Below are 24,500 nucleotides of genomic sequence, written 5' to 3' on the forward strand. Positions count from 1 at the left end.
AATGAGGTGCCTTAATAGGCACCTCAGTAATCTCCTTAATTTTGCAATTAACCCTACCTTTTATTGCTCCTTTCTTGTGTAAGAGAGAGGTTGTCTCAACCAGTAATCCAAACTTACATAGCGACCACCGCCGTAGAAAAATAGCACCAGCAACATCACAAAGTAGGTGGCTGCGAATTCCATACCGTTGTTGAGCATCACTGGGTCACCTAATTCGGTGATGTAGTTGTATCGACCTGGGAAGTGAGTTGCTAACCATTCAATAAAGCCATTTAAACGTACCGTTGCTTCCATGTTGCTGGTGGCGATGGCATCCCAACCGTGTTTCCAGTGCACCATTGCGCTCGCAACACTCATCAAGAAAATCATCGGAATCGATATCACTCGGGTAAACAAACCCAACGCGATACAAATACAGCCAAGTACTTCCGTACCTGCGGCAAGAAACGCGAATAACTCGGGAAATGGTAAGTTCAACCCACCATCTGCGGTGGATGCGCCAAACCAAGTGACGGTGCCAGAGAAGCCCAACACCTTAGAGCGAGCGCCAACAAAAATGACTGGAATAAGGTAGAGACGAATCGCAAGCAACGCTAAGAAATCGTATCTTTTGCATTTCTCGACGAGACCGTCGAACCAATTAAGGGCAGATTTAATCATAATGTTTCTCCTGAAGTATGGACGCTGACGAGCCCTAGTTCACTGAAGTGTTGAGCCCACTCCATGAAACTGAATCTGGTGAGTTTCTGAGCAGTTATTTGTTGTAGTTGCGCCAGAGTCAGGTTTGATTGTTGTTGCAATAGCTGAATCAATGCGACATCCACTTCTCTGAGCTTTTGCGATATCACATGATGCTGTGAGTTCCGAAACACGCCATAAAATACAGGGTGACGCCTGTCAGTTAGGAATGTCACGGAGTCTTGATGAAGCAAGAAAGGTACTTCGACTAGCCTTAATGTTGGATTGAGTTGCAACACATGTTTTTCTTTGCATACTGGATTCAATGAAGGAGTGAATGCCGCGACTAAGGTGTCAATTTCAACATTGAACGCCACCCATTCATATTCCAATAACGTCATCTGCTCGGTAGAAATGGAACTGGAATCTTGATGCAATTTCTGCTGCAAGAATTGAACAAATTCGGTAGCAATATGATGAAACTCAGGCTCGGAGGCACCATGTATCACCATAAAGTCATCGACAATGCGTTCAAGGTGTTCATAAGTGAGCTGCGAAGAAAATAGAGGAAACGTATTCGCAACGACAACCAAAATATTGTCACGAATAAATGCTCTATACCGACACAGCGCATACTGATTCATTGGTGCGCGAATCAAAGCTGTTAAGGACTCGGTTTGCACGCGCATTTTGCTCGGAGGATTAAGCATTGAGTACCTCTTTACACAAAACTTCGAGTATTTGGCTGAAATCCAAGATCTCGCCATGAATGCTGCGAAGCTCTTCAGTCAGAACAATCAGCGATGGCACATTGTGGTCGCGTTCAAGAAGCAAAGGCTTGCTACCATGCACTGAGTAGGTGTAACGAGCCAGATCAATCACGTCATCAGGCACTGGTTTACCATGAGTATCGAGCAAGAAGTCGTCACGCTCTTTCAAGTGACCCGCAATGTGGTAATAACGAATCGCTTCGCTTGGTAAAGTGCTGAGCATGTCGTAAGGGCAGAAATGATGATTTCGGCTGTTGACGAACACATTGTTGATGTCGATAAGCAGCTCACATTCACTGCGCTCACTCACTTCTGCGATAAACTCGCCCTCTGGTATTTCATATCCGTAATCGTGGTAGTAAGAGATGTTCTCTAACGCTAAAGGGCGCTGGATAATGTCTTGCACACGTTGAATCCGTTCGACCAAATACGGAATGTTTTCTTTATGTCGAGGGATCGGAAGCAGTTCATACAAATAGCCCTTACTGTCTTTAGAGAAACTCAGATGTTCGCTATAGATGTCGATATTAAATTCATCGAGAAAACGTGCGACGTCTCGTATAAAAGATTCGTTTAACGGTTGGCAATCACCAATCGATAAGCTCAAGCCATGAGCGACAAGCGGATAATATTTGGCAATGTCTTGCAGTTGTTCACGTTTCAAACCGCCAATATTCATCCAGTTTTCTGGCGCTAATTCGAGGAAATCTATATCTGGATGCTCGGGTAACTGACACAGAAAATTAACGTGTTCGCTGCGTAGCCCAATCCCTTTTGATGTATCAGTTATTGCCCGCATAAACCACCTGTGATTTTGCTTTTAGTGAGTTTGATGGTTTCTTCAGAAGGACTAATACCTTCTCCAGTCATACCACACTTGCCATCACGGGCGCGTACCAAACGGCCTTGTGGATCATCTTTTAACTCTTGTTTCTCAAAGCGTTTCTCGGTGCCACATTTACCAGCCGCACACTTACCGCCATGTTGAGAGTTTGATTTAGCTGCAATCGGTACTTCGGTGAGTGCATCGGAAAACGCCAAGCTTGAATTAAAAGTAATAACAGACGTCATTGTAATAGATAGAGCGAGTTTATTGTTCATGAGACATCTCCTTCGCGGCGCTCATTGGGTAGCTAGATAAATCGTGACCAGCAATAACTTGACCGTGGTAGTACTTTTTAACGATCTTTATGGAAGCGGGTTTGAGTTTTAGGCCTAAGCCCATCCAGTGGTTCAGGACCAAGAGTTTTGGATTCACTTCTGCAGCGATCTTGCCGATAACCGATGGCTTAGCGTGCATAAATGACGAGACTTCGTCGGCTTCTTCATGAATAGCCAATGGCATTAATAAAATATCCGCACCTTTAGCGAAGTCGATGAAGTTACGGTTACTGCCGTTTTGGTCGGCGGAAATCACCATAACGCCTTCGGCACTTTCGATTCGGAAAGCGAGGCAAGGAACGTCGCCATGTGGGATACCCAGTGCGTATACGGTTAACCCATCTTGCTCGTACACCTTGGTGCCTTGAGAAGTTTTGTATGGCACATCGGTAATGGTTACAGGGAACAAGCCATCATTGCCATCGAACAAACCATTTAAGTATGCGTAAGCGCCTTCATCACCGTCGAAAAGCGCTTTCATGTAACCGGTTAAGCTAGGAAATGCAGAGCCTGCTTTAGGGCCTGCGATATCGAGAGGATCTTGACGGTCAAAGAAGTAGCCGCCTTTTAATAAGGCAGGAACGTCGGCGACGTGGTCGGTGTGAAAGTGGCTTAAACCAAGGAAGTCTAAGTCTTCCAGTTTGCCGCCCGCTTGACCGAAACGCAGATAAACACCACCACCGGCATCGATCATCACGCGTGATTTTCCTTTCCACCAAATCAGTTCACCAGACGATGCTCGAAGGTCATCAGAAATTGGTCCACCGGAGCCAAGGAGCTGCAAAGTAAAATTTTTGTCGAGCGGTTCGAGAGAGAGTGCGTAACTGTTGGCGGTTCCAAGCGATAATCCCAGAGCTAGCACTAACGTTTTTAAAGGCTGCATCATATTCTATACCTATAATTTAATTTTTTCTTATTGTTTCCTTTGACTAAGTATCCAAAGAAGTGTTGAAGAGGCAGGAAAAACGATTTGTTTTTGATGTCCGTCAAAGCACGGTCATAAGGTATCCAATATGAACGGTTAGTTATATCCAGTAATTTTTAAGATCTGTTCAAGTAAATTGAACATAATTTATTTTTATACTTCAGGGCTTTGTTGCGTAAATCGATGGAATTAAATCCAAAGCTTACGATCTGATCGGCTACATTCATTAAAGTCTGTAGTCTCATGCCTAAACCACGTTACAAAACAACTAACTGGAAGCAATACAATCAAGTTCTCATCAACTGCGATTCTCTGATGTTTTGGATTGATAAAGAAGCGATAAGAGAGTGGAAACAAGGCAAGCAAAACAGGCGAGGAGGCGGTATTCTGGGAATGAGGTCATCCGAGAAACTTAGCGGTTGGCTGCCAAAGGTTATATGGCTCGAACAAGCACTGGAAAGAGCGCTATGGTTACCACAAAAGGTCAATATCTGAAACGGTAATGTAATGTATCGAGTGAAGCAGTTGCTTAGTGGACAGTTAAGTCTAAGAAATTACAACGCACAAGTTGGTGAAACTTACGCGATGATTAAAGCGTTAAATAAGCTTACGTGGCTTGGTATGCCTAAAACTTGCTGAATTGGATGAAAATTAACCAAAATGGGGCTCATCTTTCGGCTTTACTGCCGATCAAACGCTACGCTACAAACTTTGATATTAATCGAAGTTAGGCCATTTTTATTGACACCGTTTTTATACTCGAGTGACGACAAGCTGCTGTGTTCAGTGAGACGGCCTTAGATCTCATCAATGATGTTTAATCGACTAATTCGATGCCCAAACTATCAAGTAAATTTAATGCTTCAAAACGCGAGAACTTGGCACCTTTTATATTATTTTCCAACACATCAATTCTATAGTCTTCAGAGTGGCTGAAATCGACATCTTGTAAATTAGTTCGCATAAATAGGGCATGTCTAAAGTTACAATAAGTCATTGATGAATCAGTATAGTCACCTTCTCGAAAGTCAGTATCGTGTAGCTTACATTCATCAAAATTTAACTCGTGCATCTTTAAGCCAAAGAATGAAGAATCGTTCATGATGCAGCGTGTAAAGCTTAACTCATAATCTAAGTGGTACTCAGCCCAGCTCACTTTAGTCCAATCTATCCCAATTAATTTACAATCATAAAATTTCAGCGTATACAGTTTGGAATTTGAAAAATTAGCTAAGCTGAAGTTACAGTTATGAAATTCACAATCGATAAACTTGCAATGAGTGAACGTCGATTCAGAGAAATCACAATCTTTAAAATAGCAATCTTCGAACACAGCATTACTATATTGTTGGCTTAATAACGTGAGTTTTTCAAAATTATCATCAAAATATTGCTCATCATTAGTGATTTTTTTCATACCGCTTTGATTCCTTTTATTAACCACACCCGCTAATCTCGATGGGTCTTATTTGCCTATAATAACTTAATGTGCTGTTTTTATAAACAGTATTTGGGGTATTTTTAAAGTCGCTTTGTACAAAAAATGGTATACAGGTAAACATCACAAAGTAAGTGGCTGCGAACTTCATACCATTGTTTGGCGTTACAGGGTCACTTAATTCGGTGGTGCAGTTGTATCGAGCGGGGCAGTGTGTTGCTATCCATTCAATAAAGCTGTTCAAACGGACCGTTGTCTCCATGCTGTTAGTGGCGATGGCATCCTAACCGTCTTTCCTGTGCACTCGCAACGCTCATCAAGAAAATCATCGGAATCGACATCACTCGGGTAAACAAACCCAACGCGATACAAATACGGCCAGAAATTCCGTACCTGCGGCAAGAAACGTTAGAAATCGCGCTTCCTGCAAATCTAAACGATAACCATTTGCAATATCATCTTGATTGCTTTTAAAATGTAAGAGCAAAAACCTTGTGGAGTAGAACGCAAATGGATTTACAAAAATGTTGGGTTGGTTACTTAGAAGCAGAACAATTTTTAGAACAAGGTCATTGGTCTGAAGCCCAAAGGTTATATGAACAAGTTCTTATACATCTGCCCAGTCATATTTATAATGCATTGAATAATGACACTTTAAAGCCTTGTCAGTTTGGTTGTTTAATTAGAGGCTTTACAGATGCCGCCACATCACAGTCAGAGATACTGAATAAGTTGGGTCAGTACCAAAAAGTTTTCGATTTACTTAATCAAAGTTATGCCCTTCTTCAGTTTATATCCGTGGAGTCAACTCAAATAGTGCAGGATACAAAGCTAATCTTGGACGATAGTTGTAACAAATTGTTGTCACATATTGATGCATTTTGTAATACACAAAAGAATGCTCAGTGGATAATTGAATTTAAACATATTCTTAAAGCGCATCATCATTTTTCTGTTTTGAAGGATCATGGTGGTGTATTTGCTTGCTTCCATTAAAAATTGATAAAAGGATTTAAAATGACGCAGATGCCGCTTCTTGAGGTCAAGAACCTCTCGGTCAGTTTTACAACCAATGATGGCATCTCTGATGCTGTTAAAAATGTCAATTTTGAGTTGTTCCAAAATGAAACTCTGGCAATTGTGGGGGAATCGGGAAGTGGTAAATCGGTTTCCACAAATGCCATAATGCAATTATTGCCCCAAAATGCCATTATCGATAAAGAATCACAGATTATCTTTGAAGGTAAACATTTACTTAACCTGTCAGAGAAAAAAATGGAAGGCATTCGTGGTGATCGTATTGGCATGATTTTTCAAGAGCCTATGACATCACTTAATCCATTTATGCGAGTGGGTATCCAAGTTGCAGAAGCCATTATGTGTCACCGCTCTGTTTCAACTGCTAAGGCAAAGCAAAAAGTATTAGATCTTTTTAATTTGGTCCACTTAACCGATCCAAAACATGCCTATAGTAAGTATCCGCATGAATTTTCTGGCGGTCAGCTTCAACGGATCATGATTGCCATGGCTCTTATTAACGAACCGGATATTTTGATTGCTGATGAGCCGACAACAGCACTCGATGTTACGGTACAAGCTGAAGTACTTAACCTTATAAAAGATATCCAACAACAAATGGGAATGGCGATCTTATTCATTACTCATGATCTTGGGGTCGTAAAGCATCTTGCAGATAGAGTGATAGTGATGTGTAAAGGGGATGTAGTTGAAGAGGGGCTATGTGGTGACTTGTTTGCTGACCCTCAACATGAATATACACAAATGTTGATTAATTCAATACCCAAAGGTGGGAAGGAGCCTATTGACTCCAACGCACTCTCGTTACTTAGAGCAGAAAATATTAGAGTCAACTTTTTGATTAAGAGCCATTTTATTCCAGCTAAAAATGAATATTTTGAGGCTGTAAAGGGCATTTCTCTTGAACTAAAACAAGGTGAAACACTAGGTATTGTTGGGGAATCAGGTTCTGGAAAATCAACGCTTGGACGTGCTCTTATTGGTTTACTGCCTTCTTCTGGTGACATTTCCTTTAAAGGAAAAAATATTTCAAAACTTTCAAATAAAGAACGTTTTGCTCTTAAAAAAGACGTCCAGATGGTCTTTCAAGATCCTTACGGCTCATTATCTCCCCGTATGACCGTTGGAGATATCATCACCGAAGGCTTGAGTGTGCATCAGCCTCAACTCACTCATTCTGAAAGGATGGAGCGTGCACGTAAAGCTTTAAATGAAGTTCGTCTTGATACTAATTCGATAAACCGTTATCCCCACGAGTTCTCAGGAGGACAGCGTCAACGCATTGCTATTGCTCGTGCGCTAATATTGGAGCCATCATTTATACTATTAGATGAACCAACCTCTGCGCTAGATAGGTCAGTACAACTTACAGTTATCGACTTACTTAAAGATATTCAAAAAGAACATAATATTGGTTTTTTATTTATCAGCCATGATCTTAGTGTCGTTAAAGCGCTCTCCGATCGAGTTTTAGTGATGCAAAAAGGGCAAGTGATGGAAGAAGGGACGGCAGATGACATATTTTATTCACCAAGAAGTGATTACACTAAAAAGCTCATAGAAGCTTCATTTGACCTAGATTAGAAAAGTCAAATTCTAAAAAGTACGTTATCCGCATTATCTTTTTGTGCAATGCTTTTTAAACAACGGGATAAAATATATTCTAAGAATGAAAAGTTCCTTATAATTTAAGGTGCTTTTCATTATGTTGTTACAGAACTAATTAAAATTGGTAATTAACTGATACACTCCAGCTATAGGCCAATTAGCTGTAGAAATCAGCATAAGTGAAACTTAGTTTAGTAGCAAAATCTAATGTTTAATCACTTGTACGATCATCTTTATCAAAGCTATATGGACAACGCTTATATAAAACCAACCTTATTCTCATCGTTAATACAGCTATAAATTTTCACTAAAATATTATTTAAATCTTTGTCTACTGGCTTTTCGAGACCAGGTTCCGGTCCATTAATATCAGGGCCTTCCCCAAAGGTTTTTAGTTCTCTACCGTTCGCCTTCCATGCCATAAATATTACAGTCAAAATAACAAAACGACCTAAAGCTGTTGCTTCTACGCTAAGTTTATATTGGGAACCTCGTAAAGGTTTTTCAAAAGGGAACGATTGATGCATTTTGGAGGTATAGAGTCAACAGAAGCAGAGAAATCATCTACAGAGTTCCAGACACAACGGTCTATTTAAGTGTTGCAAAAAATAATGGGTTGATTTAACGTTAATGCAAATGAGAATTAATATCAAAAAGTGGAGTCTCTATTGAAATTACGTAGAGTGAACAAACGTCCAATTTAAGAGGAGATATGTATGAGCAGGTTTAAGCTAGCAGCGTATGTTTCAGTTCTCTTGTTTGTGTTGTTTCCTGCTGAGGCCAGCGAAAAGAAAATGAAAGTGGTTACAACATTTACTGTCATCGCTGATATGGCTGCAAATGTCGCTGGTGACGTAGCTGAAGTTGTATCTGTAACAAAGCCCGGTGCCGAAATTCATGGATATGAACCCACGCCGCAAGATATTGTTCGAGCATCAGATGCTGATTTGATTCTTTGGAATGGTATGAATTTGGAGCTATGGTTTGAACAGTTTCTATCCAATCTGAAGGATATACCTGCTGTTACTCTGACACAAGGTATTGAACCGATCCCTATTACCTCAGGATCTTATCAAGGAAAACCTAACCCTCATGCGTGGATGGGATTAGATAACGCGTTTATCTACATCGATAATATTGTTAAAGCATTTACACAACAAGATCCAGACAACACAGCAATTTATGTAGCAAATGGCAAGAAGTATAAAGAAAAGCTACGTACAGCCATCGAGCCTTTAAGAGAGCTGATTACGCATATTCCCGATTCTGGTCGATGGCTAGTGACGTGTGAGGGAGCATTTAGTTATCTGGCTAAAGACTTTGGTCTTAAAGAACTTTACCTCTGGCCAATGAATGCCGATCAAGTTGGAACGCCTCAACAAGTTCGCTCGGTGATTGATGGGGTTAATACCAACCATATTCCGGTTGTATTTTGTGAATCGACGGTAAATACATCACCAGCAAAGCAAGTAGCAAGAGAAACAGGGGCAAAATATGGAGGTGAACTTTTTGTTGATTCTCTCTCAACAACCGATGGCCCAGTACCAACTTATTTAGATTTATTAACGGTGACGTCCGAAAAAGTAGCAAATGGACTTAATTTACTCGATTAGGTTCAGTAAATATTCTCGTAACAAACCGACTAGGACTTATTCCTCAACCTGATTTTTTGGAGCCAAGTACTTGTGATGAACGATAGAAAAATAGGTATCTCAGCCAATGATGTAACAGTAACTTATCGTAACGGACACACAGCTTTGTACGATGCAAGCTTCTCGGTACCAGAGGGTTCGGTAACAGCTTTGGTGGGAGTTAACGGAGCCGGTAAGTCGACATTATTTAAAGCTATAATGGGATTTGTTCCTATGGCTAAGGGAAACATTACTATATTGGGAGATAGCGTTAAGAATGCATTAAAAAGCAACACAGTCTCTTACGTTCCTCAGTCAGAAGAAATAGATTGGAGTTTTCCTATTCTTGTTGAGGAAGTAGTAATGATGGGACGCTATGGGCATATGGGATGGCTACGTAGACCCAAACAGTCAGATTATTTAGCGGTGGATCAAGCTCTAGAGCGTGTGAATATGACTGACTTCCGTAAACGTCAAATTGGGGAACTTTCAGGTGGACAAAAAAAGCGAATTTTTCTTGCTCGAGCTCTAGCACAGGAGTCAAAAGTTATACTACTTGATGAGCCTTTTACTGGTGTAGATGTACAAACTGAATATCAGATCATCACCTTACTCAAGTCATTGAGAGAGCAGGGAAATGTTATGTTGGTTTCGACTCACAATTTAGGTTCGGTACCAGAGTTTTGCGACCGCACTATTATGGTCAATAAAACAGTTATTGCTTCTGGTCCAATAGAAACCACTTATAATCAAAAAAATCTTCAACGTGTATTTGGTGGTGTACTCAGACACCTCACTTTGGGCGGGGAAACACTGCATCATGACGATGATTCTAGAGAACTTATCATTCTTACTGATGATGAACGTCCATTTGTTCAATACGGAGGTAAATCGTTAATAACAAAAGAAAAGGGTTCAAGCAATGGCTGAGTTATTGTTACAACCTTTTAGTTATAGCTATATGAATAATGCCATGTGGGTTTCAGCCCTTGTCGGGGGAGTGTGCGCTTTTTTGTCTTCTTATCTGATGTTGAAAGGTTGGTCATTAATTGGTGATGCATTAGGGCATTCTGTTGTCCCTGGTGTAGCCCTTGCGTATATGATTGGCTTGCCATTTGCTTTTGGTGCTTTTATTTCAGGGTGCATTGCTGCTGTGAGTATGTTGTTTTTGTCAGAACGTTCTGGGCTAAAGATCGACGTTATTATCGGCTTAGTATTTACTTCTTTCTTTGCTCTCGGGCTGTTTCTTATTTCAGTAAACCCAATTGCTGTAAGCGTTCAGACTATCACGATGGGTAATATTTTAGCGATCACGCCTGAAGACACAATTCAGCTTGCCCTGATAGGGTGTGTCACCTTAGTTGTACTTCTTGCTAAATGGAAAGATTTAATGGTGACATTTTTTGATGAGAACCATGCTCGCTCTATTGGTTTAAATCCAACTGCTTTGAAAGTTATATTCTTTACTTTGTTATCAGCGTCAGTAGTTGCTGCGATGCAAACGGTGGGAGCATTATTAGTTATCGCGTTGGTCGTTACACCAGGTGCAACTGCCTATCTTTTATGTGATAGGTTTCCTATATTGATTGTCGTTTCTGTATTAATCGGCAGCATAACAAGCTTTTTAGGTGCGTATATTAGCTTTTTTTTAGATGGTGCAACAGGAGGCATCATCATTTGTCTTCAAACAATGATTTTTATGATGGCTTTCTTTTTTGCCCCCAAACATGGCTATTTTGCTGCTAGAAAACGGGCAAAAAATGCGTTAATGGAAGACCAAAAGTCTCGTTCAAATAAAGATAGAGCATCGACTGCTGAGGATTGCGAATGATGGATTTTTTATTGCCATTTCAGTTTCCGTTCATGCTAAACGCTTTTTCGATTTGTTTGATCGTTGCAATACCTACAGCCTTACTCTCTTGCTTTTTAGTTATGAAAGGATGGGCTTTAATGGGGGATGCAGTAAGCCACTCTGTTCTTCCCGGTATCGTGATTGCTTACGTATTAGGCCTACCTTTGTTGTTAGGTGCATTCGTTGCGGGCATGTTATGCAGCGTGTTGACTGGTTTTTTGTCGACAAATTCAAGGATTAAGCAAGATACAATAATGGGTATTGTATTTTCGAGCATGTTTGCGTTTGGGATAGTACTTTACGTAGCATTAGACACTAATGCACATCTAGACCATATATTATTCGGCAATATGCTTGGCGTTGATTTTCAAGAAATTGTAACTTCAGGTGTTATTTCTTTCGTTGTTGTATCAGGGATTTTATTTTTTTGGAAAGATCTTTTGCTTCATTCATTCGATGAAGTACAAGCAAGAGTAAGCGGTTTGCATGTGACAATACTTCATTACACATTGCTTACATTTCTTTCTCTTACTATCGTCGCGACACTGAATGCGGTGGGGCTCATTTTAGCCATTAGTTTACTCATTGCACCTGGAGCTATCGCATTCTTGGTGGTAAGAAAATTTTCCACGATGCTTTGGGTGGCTTGTATTGTAAACCTTGGGACAATGCTGATAGGTGTGTATGTCAGTTTTCATATTGACAGTGCACCAGCTCCAACTATCGTCTTAATACAAACAGTAGTGTTTATTTTTTCTTTGATACGTAAGCTGTTTATAACTAAAACACAAACAAGTGCTAAGTTTAATCAAGACTATTATTGAACGCTTTCAAAAGATGATTTGTGGTCGATTTACTTCACAGTTTCCAATACATGTCACAAGCGCTTCTTAGCTAATTTTAATACCAACTCAATTTAATCTCTAAAGGCAGATCGCAGCTTATGTTTTCGCCACACATTTCATCAGATGCATTGAGGTGGACCAGTGTTGCTGATGAGTAACCGCAACCGCGAAAGTGGTTTCTTGCTTCGCAAAGACTTGCGAACGTTAGTGGGGCATTTTTATGATTTAAAATCAGAGATCTTTTCTGGTTTTCTACATTATAAGCAAGATAAATCCCGCCTTCGACTGATTCAATTAGAAGGTTCACCGTTATCTCTCCGTTGGTATATTCACCTGTTGAGTATTACGATTTATAATGAAATTTAGTTCACTTTGTTACGATAAGTGTGTAAATAGTCTTCGATAGCGTTATAGTCATATGCGTAATACTTCTACGATTGAAGGCCTGCAACATATTAGCTTCAGAAGCTGTACTTGTATCGCCATAAATACATGCTCATGCGTCACTTTATGCCATATAGATTTGTAAAAGTCGGTCTAAACTACTGGTTTAATTTGTTAAATAATGAATTAAAGATTGTGTTTTTCTTATAAGGTATGGATAATTTCTGCACAGAAAATGTCAGTCGTTAGATATAGAAAGGAACGCGCTATGGAATTAGAATACCGTTCAGCTAAATTGGAAGATTTGGAAAGTCTTGTCATTTTACTTGCAGATGATCTCCTTGGCAGTCAAAGAGAAGACACCTCTATTCCATTAAATAGTGCATATCTTGAAGCATTAGAAGCAATTCAACGAGATCCCAACAACGATTTGATTGTTGTGGAATTTGAAAAAAAATTAGTTGGGATGTTTCAAATTACATATATTCCTTACCTCACCCACACAGGCGGTTGGCGAAGCCTTATCGAAAGTGTGAGAATTCATAGTGATTATCGAGGGCAAGGGCTGGGCGAACAAATGTTTACACAAGCTGTCGAGTTAGCAAAAAAGAAAGGTTGTAGAATCATTCAATTAACAAGTGACAAGCAGCGTCTTGATGCAATCAGGTTTTATGAAAAGTTTGGGTTCAAAGCAACACACGAAGGATTTAAACTAGTACTATAGGAAAAGTTGGGTTGCAGTCAAGATGCAGTCTTAATAATATCAAACTATGCTCCTTACCCTGATTGACTACTAAAAAGCCAACTCTTTACTTTAGCGGGGGGCTAAGTATACGGGAGTCTTTTTTCCATCTATCGAGTGCTTCTGGAGTATCAATATCATACTCCGCGTGTGGCAGCCTGACCTCAAGAAGCGGATATTGCTCCTCACGTAATAAACTTCGGGCTCCATGTTCACCACTTAACTGTGCCAATTGTGAAAAGTAGCAAGCTGGGAACAGTGCGGGAACACCTCGTTTGCCGCTATAGTTTGAGCAAACAATGTGTTCGCTATCTACGTAATCAGCAAACACTTGATAGTCAGTATCGGCTAGGGCGATTTGATCGGCTAGAGTGATCAAAATGGCATCGTATTTTAAAGCGAGTATTTTGGTTCCATAGGCAATTGAACTTCCTAAACCGTTTGACCAATTTGGGTAATACAGAAGTGTAGTGGCTCCCAGTATACCATGCTGCTGAGCTTGCTCTATTTCATTATGCCACCGACCAGTAATAATAAATACTGGGCCTATTTGGGCACTTAACGCCTGCTCGGCTGCATGAGAAAGTAAAGTATGTTCTTTATTGATAGAGGTTAACTGCTTACAGCTACCGAATCGCTTGCTTTCTCCAGCAGCCATTATCATTAATGCAATTTTTTTTTCGCTATTTACCACTAGTATTGCCTTTTATTGCTTGGTTTTAGGGCGCCACTTAGCGAATGAGCTGGCGTATTGGTGATAGCTGCCTGACACTCTGCTAGGATAGCTAATGCGATGGTTTCTGGTAGATCTGCACCAATATCTAACCCTGCCGGACCGGATAACGGTACAGAAAGTTGATTGAGTTCTATACTCGACTGAGCAATTACTTGCTCACGACGATTCACCGGCCCAAGAAGAGCTATATATTTGAGCGGTAGCCCTGCCATCTGAGAAAGTACTTGCGCATCTAAATTGACATTATGACTCATTAATACTGCTGCCTGTACACAATTATTTTGGCAATATGTCCTTAGCTCGTATGCTTTACCACTTAGGCGTCGAATGAGATTAGGGAAATATTCCATTCTACCGTTGGCGGGCCGTGGATCCCATAAACTTACTTGCCATCCAAGATGATGTGCAATTTGAGCAACAGGTCTAGCATCAATACCACCACCTGCAATCAACAAATGTAAAGGTGCTTTAATGCGAGTGCATAGTGTTAAGTCATCTTGTTGTTCAGGGGGGATCTGATCAAAAATAAAGCGAGCAGAAATTTCTTTATTGGAGATTTTTTGGTAAAAGTAACCCGTTTGATGTTGCTCTAATGCTTGTAAAACTTGATTAAGCTCTAAATAGTCATTCTCAATGGTGAGTGGCTGTAGAAGGATATAGACCGTGCCTCCACACCCAATCCCTAACTGAAATGTTATATCATCTTCATCACTGCCATCATAAGTGAGCATTATAGGCTTCTGGCTGGCTATGGCTTTGCGCGCATGTAAATGGATATCGGACTCAAGGCAACCACCACTGAGCATGCCAAGTTGGTGCCCAGCATCACTAAACAACATCATCGCGCTTTTTTTTCGATATGCAGGTCCTTCAGTTTTATAAACAGTACCTAAAACCCAGTTGGCCTCGTCTTTGAGTTCTTGCCATTGACTAAGTAGGGACAATAAATTATTCGACATCTTCGTATCCAAAAGTCACTAAATTTACAAATAAATAATGATGTTATAAATTTTATTGATAAATATCGCTTTCTATTTATAGCCATTTTCCTTCGCTGTTCTGTCTTGTACCATAGCTTAGCCGTCTAATCTCTAGCTCTGTCGAAACCATGCTTAATCTAGCTAGTGTGATGCACTTTTTTGGTTTTCTTCAACTTCTTTACGTAGTGCGCTTATCTCGGATTTTGTATAGCGAATTGGCGAGTCAGTAAAACTTGCTTTAAGATAGTTAACCAATTCTGTTAAATCGGCATCATTGAACTTATTACTATAAGCAGGCATATCGTCAAACGACACTAAAGTAGAATAGTATTGCGGTTTGATACCAAATAAGATTGCAACCAGCAAGTTAATACTGTTGTTCTGTGCAAGGGTAGCATTACCCGCTAAACCCGGAGCAAAGTTTGGTTTTCCTTCCCCTTTGACACCATGGCAACTTGCACAATAACCGATATAAAGCTGGTGGCCTTTGTCTTGTTTTGTATTCATATTGAATGTTAGTGGTTTTCCTGCCAGTGTTTTATCACTATCAAGTAGGTAAGTTGTAGCAGCATGTAAATCTGACTTATCAAACTTACTCAAACTGTGGTAAATGGCAGTGTACATCTCACCAACAACTGTTCCTTTGCGAGAGTATCCGGTGCTCAGCAAATCTTCGATGTCTTTCGTACTCCAACCTTGTTCGATCAGTGTTTTTGGAGTAATGTCTGGTGCCCAGACATTACCAATCATTGCACCCTGATAATGCTGTTCCGGATCCATTGCCATAGTCATACCACGAGGAGTGTGACATTCGCCACAGTGACCAAGGCTGTTTAGGATGTAGTTACCACGGTTCCAGTCATCGCTTTTGCTGCGATTGGCAACAAATTCTTTTGGACTATGGTTAATTAGATTCCAAGCCTTTAGGCCAATACGTATATTGGCTGGAAATGTAACATCATTGGTAAGATTTGGCTGAGAAGAGGGTTTACTAGCCATGAAATAGGCATAGAGCGCACGCATATCTTCCTCGGTAATTTTATCAAACGAAGTATACGGCATGGCAGGGTAAAGGTTACCTTTTGGTGCAATACCTTGTCGCATAGCCTCATCAAATTGTTTCAAGCTATAGCTACCAATACCATGTTCTTTATCAGAAGTAATGTTGGTTGAATAAATGGTGCCGAAAGGGGTATTAAAGGGCAATCCACCTGCGTACGGCTCACCACCATCTTTAGTATGACAGGCATAGCAGTCTGCAAGCTTTGATAGATATTTGCCTTTTTCCTGCAATTCGTTATTAGATTCAGCCATCGTGATTGGACTGGTGGCCATAAGTACGATTAAAGGAGCTAGTTTAAGCATTATAGGGTTGCTCCCTCTGTTGATAGAATCAATTTTTTGACCGCTTTGTAGTACTTTACATAACCAGTACAACGGCAAATATGTTCTTTTAACTCGGATTCGATAACTTTTTGAACCTGATCTTTTGCAATTGGATTACGCTTAAGCTTTTCAATCAAAGCGACGGTTTTGTTGGTAAAACCGGAAGTACACCAACCACATTGGAAAGAAAAATTTTCAACAAATGCCTCTTGGACAGGATGCAGAGCAATGATCTCACCATGTCTGTTGGTTTCAGCATGCCCTTCAATAGTTCTAAGCCGTTTACCGTTAAACATGACAGCGTTAGTGATGCAAGTTCGTACCGTCTCGCTGGTATTATCATCGTTATCGACAATAATGGTGCATGCTTGGCATACTCCTTTACCACAGCCAAATTTGGTGCCAGTTAAGTTTAAATACTCATGGAGAAAGTCGGTCATTTTCACTTCAGGATCAACTTCTAATGGTCCGTATAACTTGTTGTTGATGGTTAAACTGATCATGCTCATGATAAAATTACCTCTACAATATCTTCAGCTCGGACTGGCGTGTGATAAAAACGAGTGTTGGTTGCTTGATAGATTGCTTCAATCAATGCCGGTACAATGGGGATCATCACCACTTCTGCAATGCCTTTGGCAGGATCTGACTCAGATAAAGGTGGTAGTAAGGTGTAGTTCATATTCCATACACCATTATGCTCAGCAAGTGGTACCTGATAACGGTTAAGATTCCAAGTACCATTGCCAGCACCATTTTCATCTCTTGGTAAATACTCGTAAAGTGCGTGACCAATGCCCATAGTAAGGCCGCCCTCTATTTGGCCTTCCACTAATTTTTGTACGAGAACCTTACCAGGCTCTAACCAAGTATGAGTTGATAGGATTTCAACCTTGCCTGAAGCTTTTTCTATTGCGATCTCAGCTAGTGTTGCACATGGTGCATAGTAAGTTACCATCGCATTGTTTAATTGAGTTTTTGGATAATCGATATTATTACGTTCAATGACTTGATAACCAAAGCGATTTGTTTGCACGTCACGAGCACCAATACCACGCTTAACTGCGACTGCATCCAATGGGTAGCGCTTGGAGTTGCCATTAATTTCAAATTCAGCGGAAGCCCAAGCCCAACGGTTGAATGCATGTGTCATCACACTTGTGATCATGCCGTCAAGATGTGCTTTACTTGCGAGAGTGGCTAAATCAATAGGAGGATAACCTTTAATCGTTAGGCCTTTATCGCTCCAACGTGCTTCTGAAATGTCTAAGAAATCTGGAGTTGCAAACTCACTGTTAAAATATTTCTTTTTCCAGATTTCAACGGCTACTGGGAACAGGGTTTGTTCAAATAAAATCCGAGCAGCATGTTCAGTTGTATGAGATTGGTAAAAACTCGACATGCTCGCTGCTGAGGACATGGAAACAACAGGAGTCCAGCGAGGGTTTTGTGACATCTCATCCTGACGCTCTTGAGAAGTGATGTATGGGTTGTCGGTTTCAAAGAGTTCCATAGCATCAAACTCTTCAGTGACTGCCATTTTTACAACATCGGCAGCAGAACCAAGGTATTGGGCAACGAGGTTACCTTGTGAAGTGTCAATACCAGTGCCCATCTCTACACTACAGGTTTGAACAATAATCTTACCTTCAGGAGTAAGTTCAACACTTGAAGACGGAGAAGCAGCTCCTGTACCATAGTCTTTAGATACAATTCCAAATCCAACGCCATAGAGTTTTTCAGGGTTTTCCGCTTCGAAGGTTTTTTTAGCTGAATCCCGATTAATCCAAGTTGGATGTTTTTCGGCCATTTCGAGCATTTCTGTATAACGCATATCGCCATTTGGACGGGCACCCTGTGTATTACGCTCACCTGGTTTTAGCGCATTTATTTTGCGTAATTCGATAGGATCAATATTCAGTTCAGCAGCAGCCTCATTAAACATCATTTCCATTGCAGACATAGATTGCAATGTTCCGAATCCACGCATTGAACCGGCATGCGGAGTTTGCGATGGGTAACAGACAGCAGTGATGTCATTTCTAGGTATGTAATAAATTCCTTGAATTGCACTTGCTCCAACCATGGTGACCGGACCAGAGAAATTAACACGTCCCCCACCATCTACTTCCATATCAGAAATAAGAGCAGTAAGTTTTTTGGTCTTTTTTTCGAAGGCCAACTTGTTGACCATTTTGAATGGATGGCGCTTGATGCCATATTGAAATTGCTCGAAACGGTCATTTGCAAGACGTACTGGAGCTTTGGCAAACATAGATGCCAAAATACCATAATAGGGGAATTGAGTGTGGTCTTTGGCACCAAAGCCACCACCGATATAAGGTGTATGAACAACCACATTTTTGATTTCGCTTGCAAGCGAGCTCTTTGAAATAGCATGCCCAGCATGATAATAAAAGTGCTGTGGTGCTTGACTTGAAATAACAATGTGCATAGTTTGAGACGATCTGTCATACCAACCATTGTAAGATTCCGGTTCAAATGCCATTGGTTCAATAGATTGAGTCTGATAGGTTCTATTTAACACATACCAATCATTATTATTTGCAACATCTTGTTGTAACTTCTTAGCGTGGAACATAGCGCGCTTACCATTATCAACGGGGCTATTTTCAGCTTGAGGCCATACAGGTCGATGTTCTACATAGTTAGGGAAGAATACACCATCTTGTAAGGAGCTATATATATCGTTTGAACCTAGTGGCCCTTCTTCACGAATGATACGCCAAGCTGCATATGGATCTTTTGATTCAGCAATCAGAGGTGTATCTAATCCATATAGAACAACATTCTTATTAAACTGTATGCGATCTTTTGCTTTGTTAAACGCAACAAAAGAATCAAAAAGTAATATGGCAATTTCCTGGCCAAGATAATCTGGAGTATTGCCTTTCTCAAGCAGCATATTGCCGCCAAATTCTTCGATCAAATCGATGTTATTAATTTTTAAATCATCGGCAGTGATCACTTTATATGGTTTAATGTCTTCAGGTAAGAATGAAATGTCAAAACCTAAATAAGTGCGATTTGCAATGGAGGCACGAATAATCAAAGCATGATGTTGTTCATTTGGCCAATTTGGCATGTCGATAGCACGATAATCGCGGCCGTATATCTTTTGTCCGGTTACTTTTTCAATTGCATCAAAGCGAAATAGTGGTTTGTTGTCATTACTCCACTTTGCTCGGAAATTTTCGGTAGGGTGACTTTTAGCGGCATTAGCACTACTAATAAGCATTGGAGCACTATAAATAGTAACACCACCAATAACGCATTGTTTAATAAAATTACGTCTTGAAATATCGTATGGTAAAAGCATTTTTTCCCCTAAGAGTGCTCAGTTTAAACATATGTAAATTAGCTAAAGCTTGGGTCTTATATATCAATATATGCTTACTGATGTATATTGTTGTGCTTTAAACTTGGTACACCTCAGTTTATTGTAATCCAAATGTTGTAATTTGTTTGTGTAAAGTTATAATATTGTGATTTTTTGAAAATCAATATGCACTCATGTTCATTTTGAAAATATAACGCATCGATTACTATAAAGTGTACTTGCTCGCATTTGTTTGTGTATTCTATATCGGATGTAGAATAGGTAGATATTTTAAATTCAAAAAGGATGTGGTTAAACACTTTACTTATACCCAAAATAAAATTTGATTTAGTGAGATAATTTCAAAGCTTATTAAAAGTTAATTATATACCCTTTGATATAAATTAGTGTTGAAGATGCCTACAACTAAAAGATTTCAGTGTCTTTGAAATTTTTTAGTTAAGTAACGTTACTGGGTTATTCTTTTAGTTGTCTAGAACGTTTAGTTGTCTAGAACGTTGGGATAATTTAAACCATAGCCTGACTTTTTAAATTAATTATTTTATAGTAATTAATTTAAAAATAAAGTATTGTCTATATCACATCTGTACACGTTGTACTTTTGTTAAGAGAATGATGTTAATGCTTTCAAGTTTTAATTAAATGTTATGATTAAACCTATGTAAAGTACATTCTTAATTAAAATTATATAAAACTTATTATGTTATGGTTATTTTAAATAAAACCATAACTTTAATATTATAAACCAAAAAGGTAATTAAATTATCATTAATAAATACATATATGTAGTATTTCTATTTTTTGTTTCTGTTTATGTTCAAGCAAATTCTAGTGACATTAACATCAAAGATTATATACAAACTAGCAGCCTTTCATCTTATCATTCTAATTTAACACCTGAAGAGTCTAAGGATTTAATGGTTAAGCAGTTACAAGTTGCCAATGAATGTTTGATAAGCGAAGGTAACTGTGAACATGCTTTATACTCACTCCTGATAACGTCAAAAATTAAAGTTCAGAATGATGACTCTCAGCTTGAACAGCAAAAGTTACTCTTCTTTAAAGATTCATATACAGAATTACAGCAAGGGCTTTATCCCATTCAGGCACAAGTAACTCTTGCTAACTTTATTGAGTTACGTATCGGTTTAATGCGTCAGCATATGTTGTTAGAAGTATTAAGTCATAATCGATATAATACACCAATAGATTTTCCGGGTTCATACCAGCTACTAACCCAATCTTTAAGAACTGATAGCCTAAGATCTCAACATCTTCAACTATTTAATGAAACACTTGATCTACGTAGTCCAATTACACAGAATTATTTAATTTTATTGAGTTCACTGCTGGATAAGCATTCTGTGAAGAGTACTGTTAGCACAGAAATGGAGAGGTTAATGAGTACTTTTTTTAAAGAACTCGCTAACAATCAAAATTTGCCACAGCGATGCAATGAGTGTACTACAACCTTTATTGTTGAATACTATAATAACACTGGAGAAGATAAAAGATATGAAGAGATAAATGCAATCGATTTTATTGCAAAGCGCATGTCAAAAGTTGTAGGTTTTGAAAATTATAGAATAGCTTTCCCACAATATTATCGTAGGAATGTTGTCCCTTTTCTTATAGATTATAAGATATTTATTCATCAAAATGCAGCTCGTTTCATCAATAGTAATGGAGATTTATCATCTTTAAACTACGAAGAAACATATTTATCCCTGATAAATTTAATAAAAAAAGTGGAAAATGAAGGTATCCAATCAAATGTTACAGATATCGTTAATAAGACGTTTAAATGGCTAACCGCAACAGGGCAGATCGAATCCATATTATCAGCTGGCGTTGAATTTAATGGTTTGAGAACAAATAAGTCTTATTCAGTAAGCCAAAATAAAATTTTTGGTATTAATATTTTTGCTAATGTTGTATTAGCAAAACTTCCAAAAGTTATGGAAGGTGAAGTCTTGAGATATGGCTGTGGTAGAGATGAATGGCGTTTACCAGCGGTTCTTTATATGTTGCTAGAAGATAAATGTGTATATACACCTTCTTTTGATAGAAATTCATTTTCTATAACAGCCTCAACAACTTTTGGTGAGCAAGATAAACACAATTACTTTATTTCTATTTTCCATAAGCCAACCGATACAACCATATTTTTACAGAGTATTTATAAAAAGCAAGAAGTTGTCATCTACCGTTCATCTCTAGAAGCATTTAATACAGAAGATTTAACAATGTACATTACAAATACCAATCCAGCTTATACAGAAGATGAAACCCAAATGGCCGTTATTCAGCTGACGGATGATATTTTTAGAAGTAATTATGGTGGAGTAATAAAAAATAATAGTTTTTACTTTGTTGAAGAACTGTCACAGCCTGAATTCAATATATTTCGTGCTGATGATTATGGTTGTACATTCCTTAATAGGAGTAAAGCGCACCAAATTGATTGCCTAGAACGTAAATTACGTAAATTTGATGATCTTCCGAGTTATTTTTATAAAAATATGAAATCTTTAGGGTTAGTTATTCCTTACAACCGTTCTACTATAAGAAGTGTTATTGCTCGAGAAGATGCCAAAAAAATAGAATTGGAGAAAGCAAAAATAGATGCATCGGTAAAAGCTGCTATTCTCGGCAGAGGCTGGGGAGGGGGGATTGGTCCTTATGGTTTGTAAACCTGTGAATTACACAAACTGATTATGTTTTGGGGTGGTCAATTGATCGCCTCATCTAAAATGCAATTAATAAACGTATTGAAAAAGCAGTGCCTACTATAGGTTGATTAGGAATGTTGAGTGCCTGAGCACCTTTGCGTCCCCTGTACGAAAGCAAGTCGTATTGTAGTGTTAAGTCGTTCTTTCTATGAGACTAGATATAACAAAATGATATATACTCGAAACTACAGATTTTAGATTATAATTTATGTGTAGGGCTAACTAGATCCATATTCACATAAAAGTCTAAATTACTCTCCGTTATCGTAGAGTTAATCCCTGATATATTTGCATTACTACTCTTCTTAAGACAAAGTAAATATTAAATTTATCAATTAAATTTAGTGAAGACAGTCTATCTAAGCACATTTTAAATATGGATATTTTATGTGGCGGAAAACCCAAGTTTGTGAACATAACAGAGAGAATTAATACGTGGATCCGATAACTCAGGGGGTGATTGGAGCCTCTTTACCTCTATTTGCTTGTAAAAAAGAGAACTTGATACCAGCAGCGATGCTAGGAATGCTTGCTGGGATGTCTGCAGACTTGGACGTCTTGATTCGTTCAGCCAATGATCCTTTGATGTTTTTGGAATATCATCGTCAGTTCAGCCACTCATTGTTGTTTGTACCAATTGGAGGCTTACTTTGTTCATTAGTTTTACACCAACTAATCAGTAAGAGATGCAATTTAACATTCCAGCAGAGTTGGCTTTACTGTACTTTAGGTTTTGCTACACATGGATTATTAGATACTTGTACCAGTTATGGTACTCAGCTTTTGTGGCCTTTTAGTGATGAACGTATTGCGTGGAATATAATTTCTGTTGTCGATCCTCTTTTTACACTGCCTATTTTAATATTTATTGTACTTACATTATTGAGGCGAAATCTCTTGTATGCGTGTCTTGCACTATTGTGGGTGGGTGTGTATCTCTCTCTCGGTTTTATACAACGTGAAAGGGCTGAAGAAGCTATTAGCGAACTGGCAAAACAAAGAAAGCATACGTTCGTCCGTTTAGAAGCAAAGCCATCGTTCGCCAACTTACTGGTCTGGAAGATTGTTTATGAAACGCAAGAGAACTATCATGTAGATGCAGTAAGGCTTGGTCAATTTGGAAAAATCTATCCGGGGACATCGATTTCTAAACTCAATATTAAAGAGGCATTTCCGTGGTTAAAGGCTTCTTCACAGCAAGCTAAAGATATTGAGCGCTTTCATTGGTTTTCAAATGGTTTCATTGCGCAAGATCCGCTCAACAAATTACGTATTATTGATATACGATACTCAATAGTTCCCAATCAGATCAAAGCATTGTGGGGCATTACATTATTACCAACGCTTAAAGAAGATTTACATATCCGCTATCTGACGCAACGTGAAGTATCACCTGAATCGAATCAAGCATTTTTCGATATGCTAGTGGGTAATGATCTAAATTAAACCAATAGAAAGTGTAAGAGGCTTTGTACTAAAAATGGGGAATATTAGAGCAAGCTAGTGTCGCTCTAATATCGATATTAAGGAATATTATTTTGTTCTAAAACCTAAATCCTTGTCAGCTTCAGAACCTTCTATCATAGTAGATAACTCATCTATTTTCATGAGCTTTCCATTTTTGTCAAAATAATGAAAAACATAAAGCTTAGCTTTAGTTATACTGCCATCTAATTTTGTGGCCTCTACAACATGTATTTCAGACACGGTTCCATCAGCATCAACATTAACATCTTTAAATGTAAAGTTTATTTGGCGGATATTATTGCTTATATAAGAGGAATGTTGTACAAAATCGTCATATTTATTCTCTTTTATACCAAGTTTTTGAACAAAGTTATCTGATAGTATGGACTTTAAATCGGTTTTATCTTTAGCAACGAAAGCAGTAAACATCTTTTCTAGATATTGATTTGCTTTAGGGTTCGCATTGTCTTCAAACTTAACATTTAATATAGGATCCACATTCGGAGTTGATGATGCTTGCGCATTCACTGCTCCTGAAGCTAATAGAACGGATAGGGCAATTGTTGAGTGGAGTAGCTTATTTTTCATTCTTAATACCTCGCTGAGTGAATTGTTAGTATAGGTGGTAATAACAAACACTGGTTATTGATTTATGACAACTATTATCGTTTTTATGCCATTCAGGGACTTAAGGTTGAAAAAGAAAAAAGTAAAATTATTTTAATGCGTACTACTCACAACATTTTCCTAGGACGATCTTTTCTCA

At 38.8% G+C, this 24,500-nt stretch carries 23 protein-coding genes and 2 pseudogenes; 10 read left to right on the forward strand and 15 right to left on the reverse strand.

Annotated elements, in window-relative coordinates; translation table 11 throughout:
* Window positions 1-60: 60 nt before the first annotated feature.
* Genes VSA01S_RS05295 through VSA01S_RS05315 form a run of 5 tightly spaced genes read right to left on the reverse strand, consistent with a single transcriptional unit; the run spans window position 61 to window position 3,495 of the window.
* Complete coding sequence (locus tag VSA01S_RS05295; protein WP_039983484.1) at window positions 61-660, reverse strand: HvfX family Cu-binding RiPP maturation protein; 600 nt, start codon at window positions 658-660, stop codon at window positions 61-63.
* The gene (locus VSA01S_RS05300; protein ID WP_039983483.1) at window positions 657-1,388 is read right to left on the reverse strand and encodes an HvfC/BufC family peptide modification chaperone; all 732 of its coding nucleotides are present in this window, start codon (window positions 1,386-1,388) and stop codon (window positions 657-659) included. Before VSA01S_RS05300 ends, VSA01S_RS05295 begins: the two co-directional genes overlap by 4 nt.
* Window positions 1,381-2,247 (reverse strand): MbnB/TglH/ChrH family RiPP precursor modification enzyme, encoded by an 867-nt coding sequence (locus VSA01S_RS05305; protein ID WP_039983482.1) that lies wholly within the window; start codon window positions 2,245-2,247, stop codon window positions 1,381-1,383. The genes VSA01S_RS05300 and VSA01S_RS05305 overlap by 8 nt, the downstream gene beginning before the upstream one ends.
* Window positions 2,235-2,549: a hypothetical protein gene (locus VSA01S_RS05310; RefSeq protein WP_039983481.1), complete on the reverse strand. Its 315-nt coding sequence runs from the start codon at window positions 2,547-2,549 to the stop codon at window positions 2,235-2,237. Before VSA01S_RS05310 ends, VSA01S_RS05305 begins: the two co-directional genes overlap by 13 nt.
* Entirely contained in the window at window positions 2,539-3,495 is a 957-nt protein-coding gene (locus tag VSA01S_RS05315; RefSeq protein ID WP_039983480.1) for an MBL fold metallo-hydrolase, read from the reverse strand. Before VSA01S_RS05315 ends, VSA01S_RS05310 begins: the two co-directional genes overlap by 11 nt.
* A 412-nt stretch (window positions 3,496-3,907) precedes the next feature.
* Here VSA01S_RS05315 and VSA01S_RS05320 point away from each other — a divergent pair.
* Window positions 3,908-4,173, forward strand: a pseudogene (locus VSA01S_RS05320) (IS5/IS1182 family transposase); the annotation flags it as partial.
* 178 nt (window positions 4,174-4,351) lie between these two features.
* Here VSA01S_RS05320 and VSA01S_RS05325 read toward each other — a convergent pair.
* Window positions 4,352-4,951, reverse strand: coding sequence for a pentapeptide repeat-containing protein (locus VSA01S_RS05325; RefSeq protein WP_039983479.1), 600 nt, complete (start codon window positions 4,949-4,951; stop codon window positions 4,352-4,354).
* A 19-nt stretch (window positions 4,952-4,970) separates the two neighbouring features.
* A pseudogene (locus VSA01S_RS20260) lies at window positions 4,971-5,408 on the reverse strand (DoxX family protein); the annotation flags it as partial.
* Window positions 5,409-5,482: 74 nt separating this feature from the next.
* Between VSA01S_RS20260 and VSA01S_RS05335 the strand changes: the two are divergent.
* Both VSA01S_RS05335 and VSA01S_RS05340 read left to right on the forward strand, forming a co-directional pair.
* Window positions 5,483-5,968, forward strand: coding sequence for a hypothetical protein (locus VSA01S_RS05335; protein WP_039983478.1), 486 nt, complete (start codon window positions 5,483-5,485; stop codon window positions 5,966-5,968).
* A 21-nt stretch (window positions 5,969-5,989) separates the two neighbouring features.
* The gene (locus VSA01S_RS05340; RefSeq protein WP_039983477.1) at window positions 5,990-7,594 is read left to right on the forward strand and encodes an ABC transporter ATP-binding protein; all 1,605 of its coding nucleotides are present in this window, start codon (window positions 5,990-5,992) and stop codon (window positions 7,592-7,594) included.
* A 281-nt stretch (window positions 7,595-7,875) separates the two neighbouring features.
* On the opposite strand, the gene VSA01S_RS05345 is transcribed toward VSA01S_RS05340, so the two are convergent.
* Window positions 7,876-8,145 (reverse strand): hypothetical protein, encoded by a 270-nt coding sequence (locus VSA01S_RS05345; protein ID WP_039983476.1) that lies wholly within the window; start codon window positions 8,143-8,145, stop codon window positions 7,876-7,878.
* A 189-nt stretch (window positions 8,146-8,334) separates the two neighbouring features.
* Here VSA01S_RS05345 and VSA01S_RS05350 point away from each other — a divergent pair, with 189 nt between their 5' ends.
* The 4 genes from VSA01S_RS05350 to VSA01S_RS05365 all read left to right on the forward strand — a co-directional run bounded on the left by VSA01S_RS05350 (window position 8,335) and on the right by VSA01S_RS05365 (window position 11,925).
* Window positions 8,335-9,231, forward strand: coding sequence for a metal ABC transporter substrate-binding protein (locus tag VSA01S_RS05350; protein WP_039983475.1), 897 nt, complete (start codon window positions 8,335-8,337; stop codon window positions 9,229-9,231).
* Between the two features lie 75 nt (window positions 9,232-9,306).
* Window positions 9,307-10,179: a manganese/iron ABC transporter ATP-binding protein gene (locus VSA01S_RS05355; RefSeq protein WP_050567476.1), complete on the forward strand. Its 873-nt coding sequence runs from the start codon at window positions 9,307-9,309 to the stop codon at window positions 10,177-10,179.
* Window positions 10,172-11,080, forward strand: a complete 909-nt coding sequence (locus VSA01S_RS05360) for a metal ABC transporter permease (protein WP_039983473.1) — start codon at window positions 10,172-10,174, stop codon at window positions 11,078-11,080. Before VSA01S_RS05355 ends, VSA01S_RS05360 begins: the two co-directional genes overlap by 8 nt.
* Window positions 11,077-11,925, forward strand: a complete 849-nt coding sequence (locus VSA01S_RS05365; RefSeq protein WP_280524887.1) for a metal ABC transporter permease — start codon at window positions 11,077-11,079, stop codon at window positions 11,923-11,925. The genes VSA01S_RS05360 and VSA01S_RS05365 overlap by 4 nt, the downstream gene beginning before the upstream one ends.
* A 76-nt stretch (window positions 11,926-12,001) precedes the next feature.
* Here the strand turns inward: VSA01S_RS05365 and VSA01S_RS20180 are convergent, their stop codons facing one another.
* The gene (locus VSA01S_RS20180) at window positions 12,002-12,253 is read right to left on the reverse strand and encodes a DUF6482 family protein (RefSeq protein WP_083932325.1); all 252 of its coding nucleotides are present in this window, start codon (window positions 12,251-12,253) and stop codon (window positions 12,002-12,004) included.
* 345 nt (window positions 12,254-12,598) lie between these two features.
* On the opposite strand from VSA01S_RS20180, the gene VSA01S_RS05375 reads away from it, so the two are divergent.
* A complete protein-coding gene (locus VSA01S_RS05375) occupies window positions 12,599-13,054 on the forward strand; it encodes a GNAT family N-acetyltransferase (RefSeq protein ID WP_039983471.1) in 456 nt (151 codons plus the stop codon).
* A gap of 85 nt (window positions 13,055-13,139) precedes the next feature.
* On the opposite strand, the gene VSA01S_RS05380 is transcribed toward VSA01S_RS05375, so the two are convergent.
* From VSA01S_RS05380 to VSA01S_RS05400, 5 genes are all read right to left on the reverse strand, one after another.
* Window positions 13,140-13,766: a nucleotidyltransferase family protein gene (locus VSA01S_RS05380; protein WP_050567475.1), complete on the reverse strand. Its 627-nt coding sequence runs from the start codon at window positions 13,764-13,766 to the stop codon at window positions 13,140-13,142.
* Window positions 13,766-14,767: an XdhC family protein gene (locus VSA01S_RS05385; protein WP_039983470.1), complete on the reverse strand. Its 1,002-nt coding sequence runs from the start codon at window positions 14,765-14,767 to the stop codon at window positions 13,766-13,768. The genes VSA01S_RS05380 and VSA01S_RS05385 overlap by 1 nt, the downstream gene beginning before the upstream one ends.
* A gap of 162 nt (window positions 14,768-14,929) precedes the next feature.
* Window positions 14,930-16,153, reverse strand: a complete 1,224-nt coding sequence (locus tag VSA01S_RS05390; RefSeq protein WP_039983469.1) for a cytochrome c — start codon at window positions 16,151-16,153, stop codon at window positions 14,930-14,932.
* Window positions 16,153-16,683: a (2Fe-2S)-binding protein gene (locus tag VSA01S_RS05395; protein ID WP_039983468.1), complete on the reverse strand. Its 531-nt coding sequence runs from the start codon at window positions 16,681-16,683 to the stop codon at window positions 16,153-16,155. The genes VSA01S_RS05390 and VSA01S_RS05395 overlap by 1 nt, the downstream gene beginning before the upstream one ends.
* Window positions 16,680-19,514 carry a xanthine dehydrogenase family protein molybdopterin-binding subunit gene (locus tag VSA01S_RS05400; RefSeq protein ID WP_039983467.1) on the reverse strand — a complete coding sequence of 945 codons (2,835 nt, stop codon included), beginning with the start codon at window positions 19,512-19,514 and terminating at the stop codon, window positions 16,680-16,682. The genes VSA01S_RS05395 and VSA01S_RS05400 overlap by 4 nt, the downstream gene beginning before the upstream one ends.
* 938 nt (window positions 19,515-20,452) lie before the next feature.
* Between VSA01S_RS05400 and VSA01S_RS05405 the strand changes: the two genes are divergently transcribed.
* Both VSA01S_RS05405 and VSA01S_RS05410 read left to right on the forward strand, forming a co-directional pair.
* A complete protein-coding gene (locus tag VSA01S_RS05405) occupies window positions 20,453-22,228 on the forward strand; it encodes a hypothetical protein (protein WP_050567479.1) in 1,776 nt (591 codons plus the stop codon).
* A 474-nt stretch (window positions 22,229-22,702) separates the two neighbouring features.
* The gene (locus VSA01S_RS05410; protein ID WP_039983525.1) at window positions 22,703-23,713 is read left to right on the forward strand and encodes a metal-dependent hydrolase; all 1,011 of its coding nucleotides are present in this window, start codon (window positions 22,703-22,705) and stop codon (window positions 23,711-23,713) included.
* Between the two features lie 87 nt (window positions 23,714-23,800).
* Here the strand turns inward: VSA01S_RS05410 and VSA01S_RS05415 are convergent, their stop codons facing one another.
* Entirely contained in the window at window positions 23,801-24,322 is a 522-nt protein-coding gene (locus tag VSA01S_RS05415; protein ID WP_039983526.1) for a hypothetical protein, read from the reverse strand.
* Window positions 24,323-24,500: the final 178 nt, after the last annotated feature.

Origin of the sequence: Vibrio sagamiensis NBRC 104589 (genome assembly GCF_007990935.1) — a bacterium.
GTDB classification, from domain to species: Bacteria; Pseudomonadota; Gammaproteobacteria; order Enterobacterales; family Vibrionaceae; genus Vibrio; species Vibrio sagamiensis.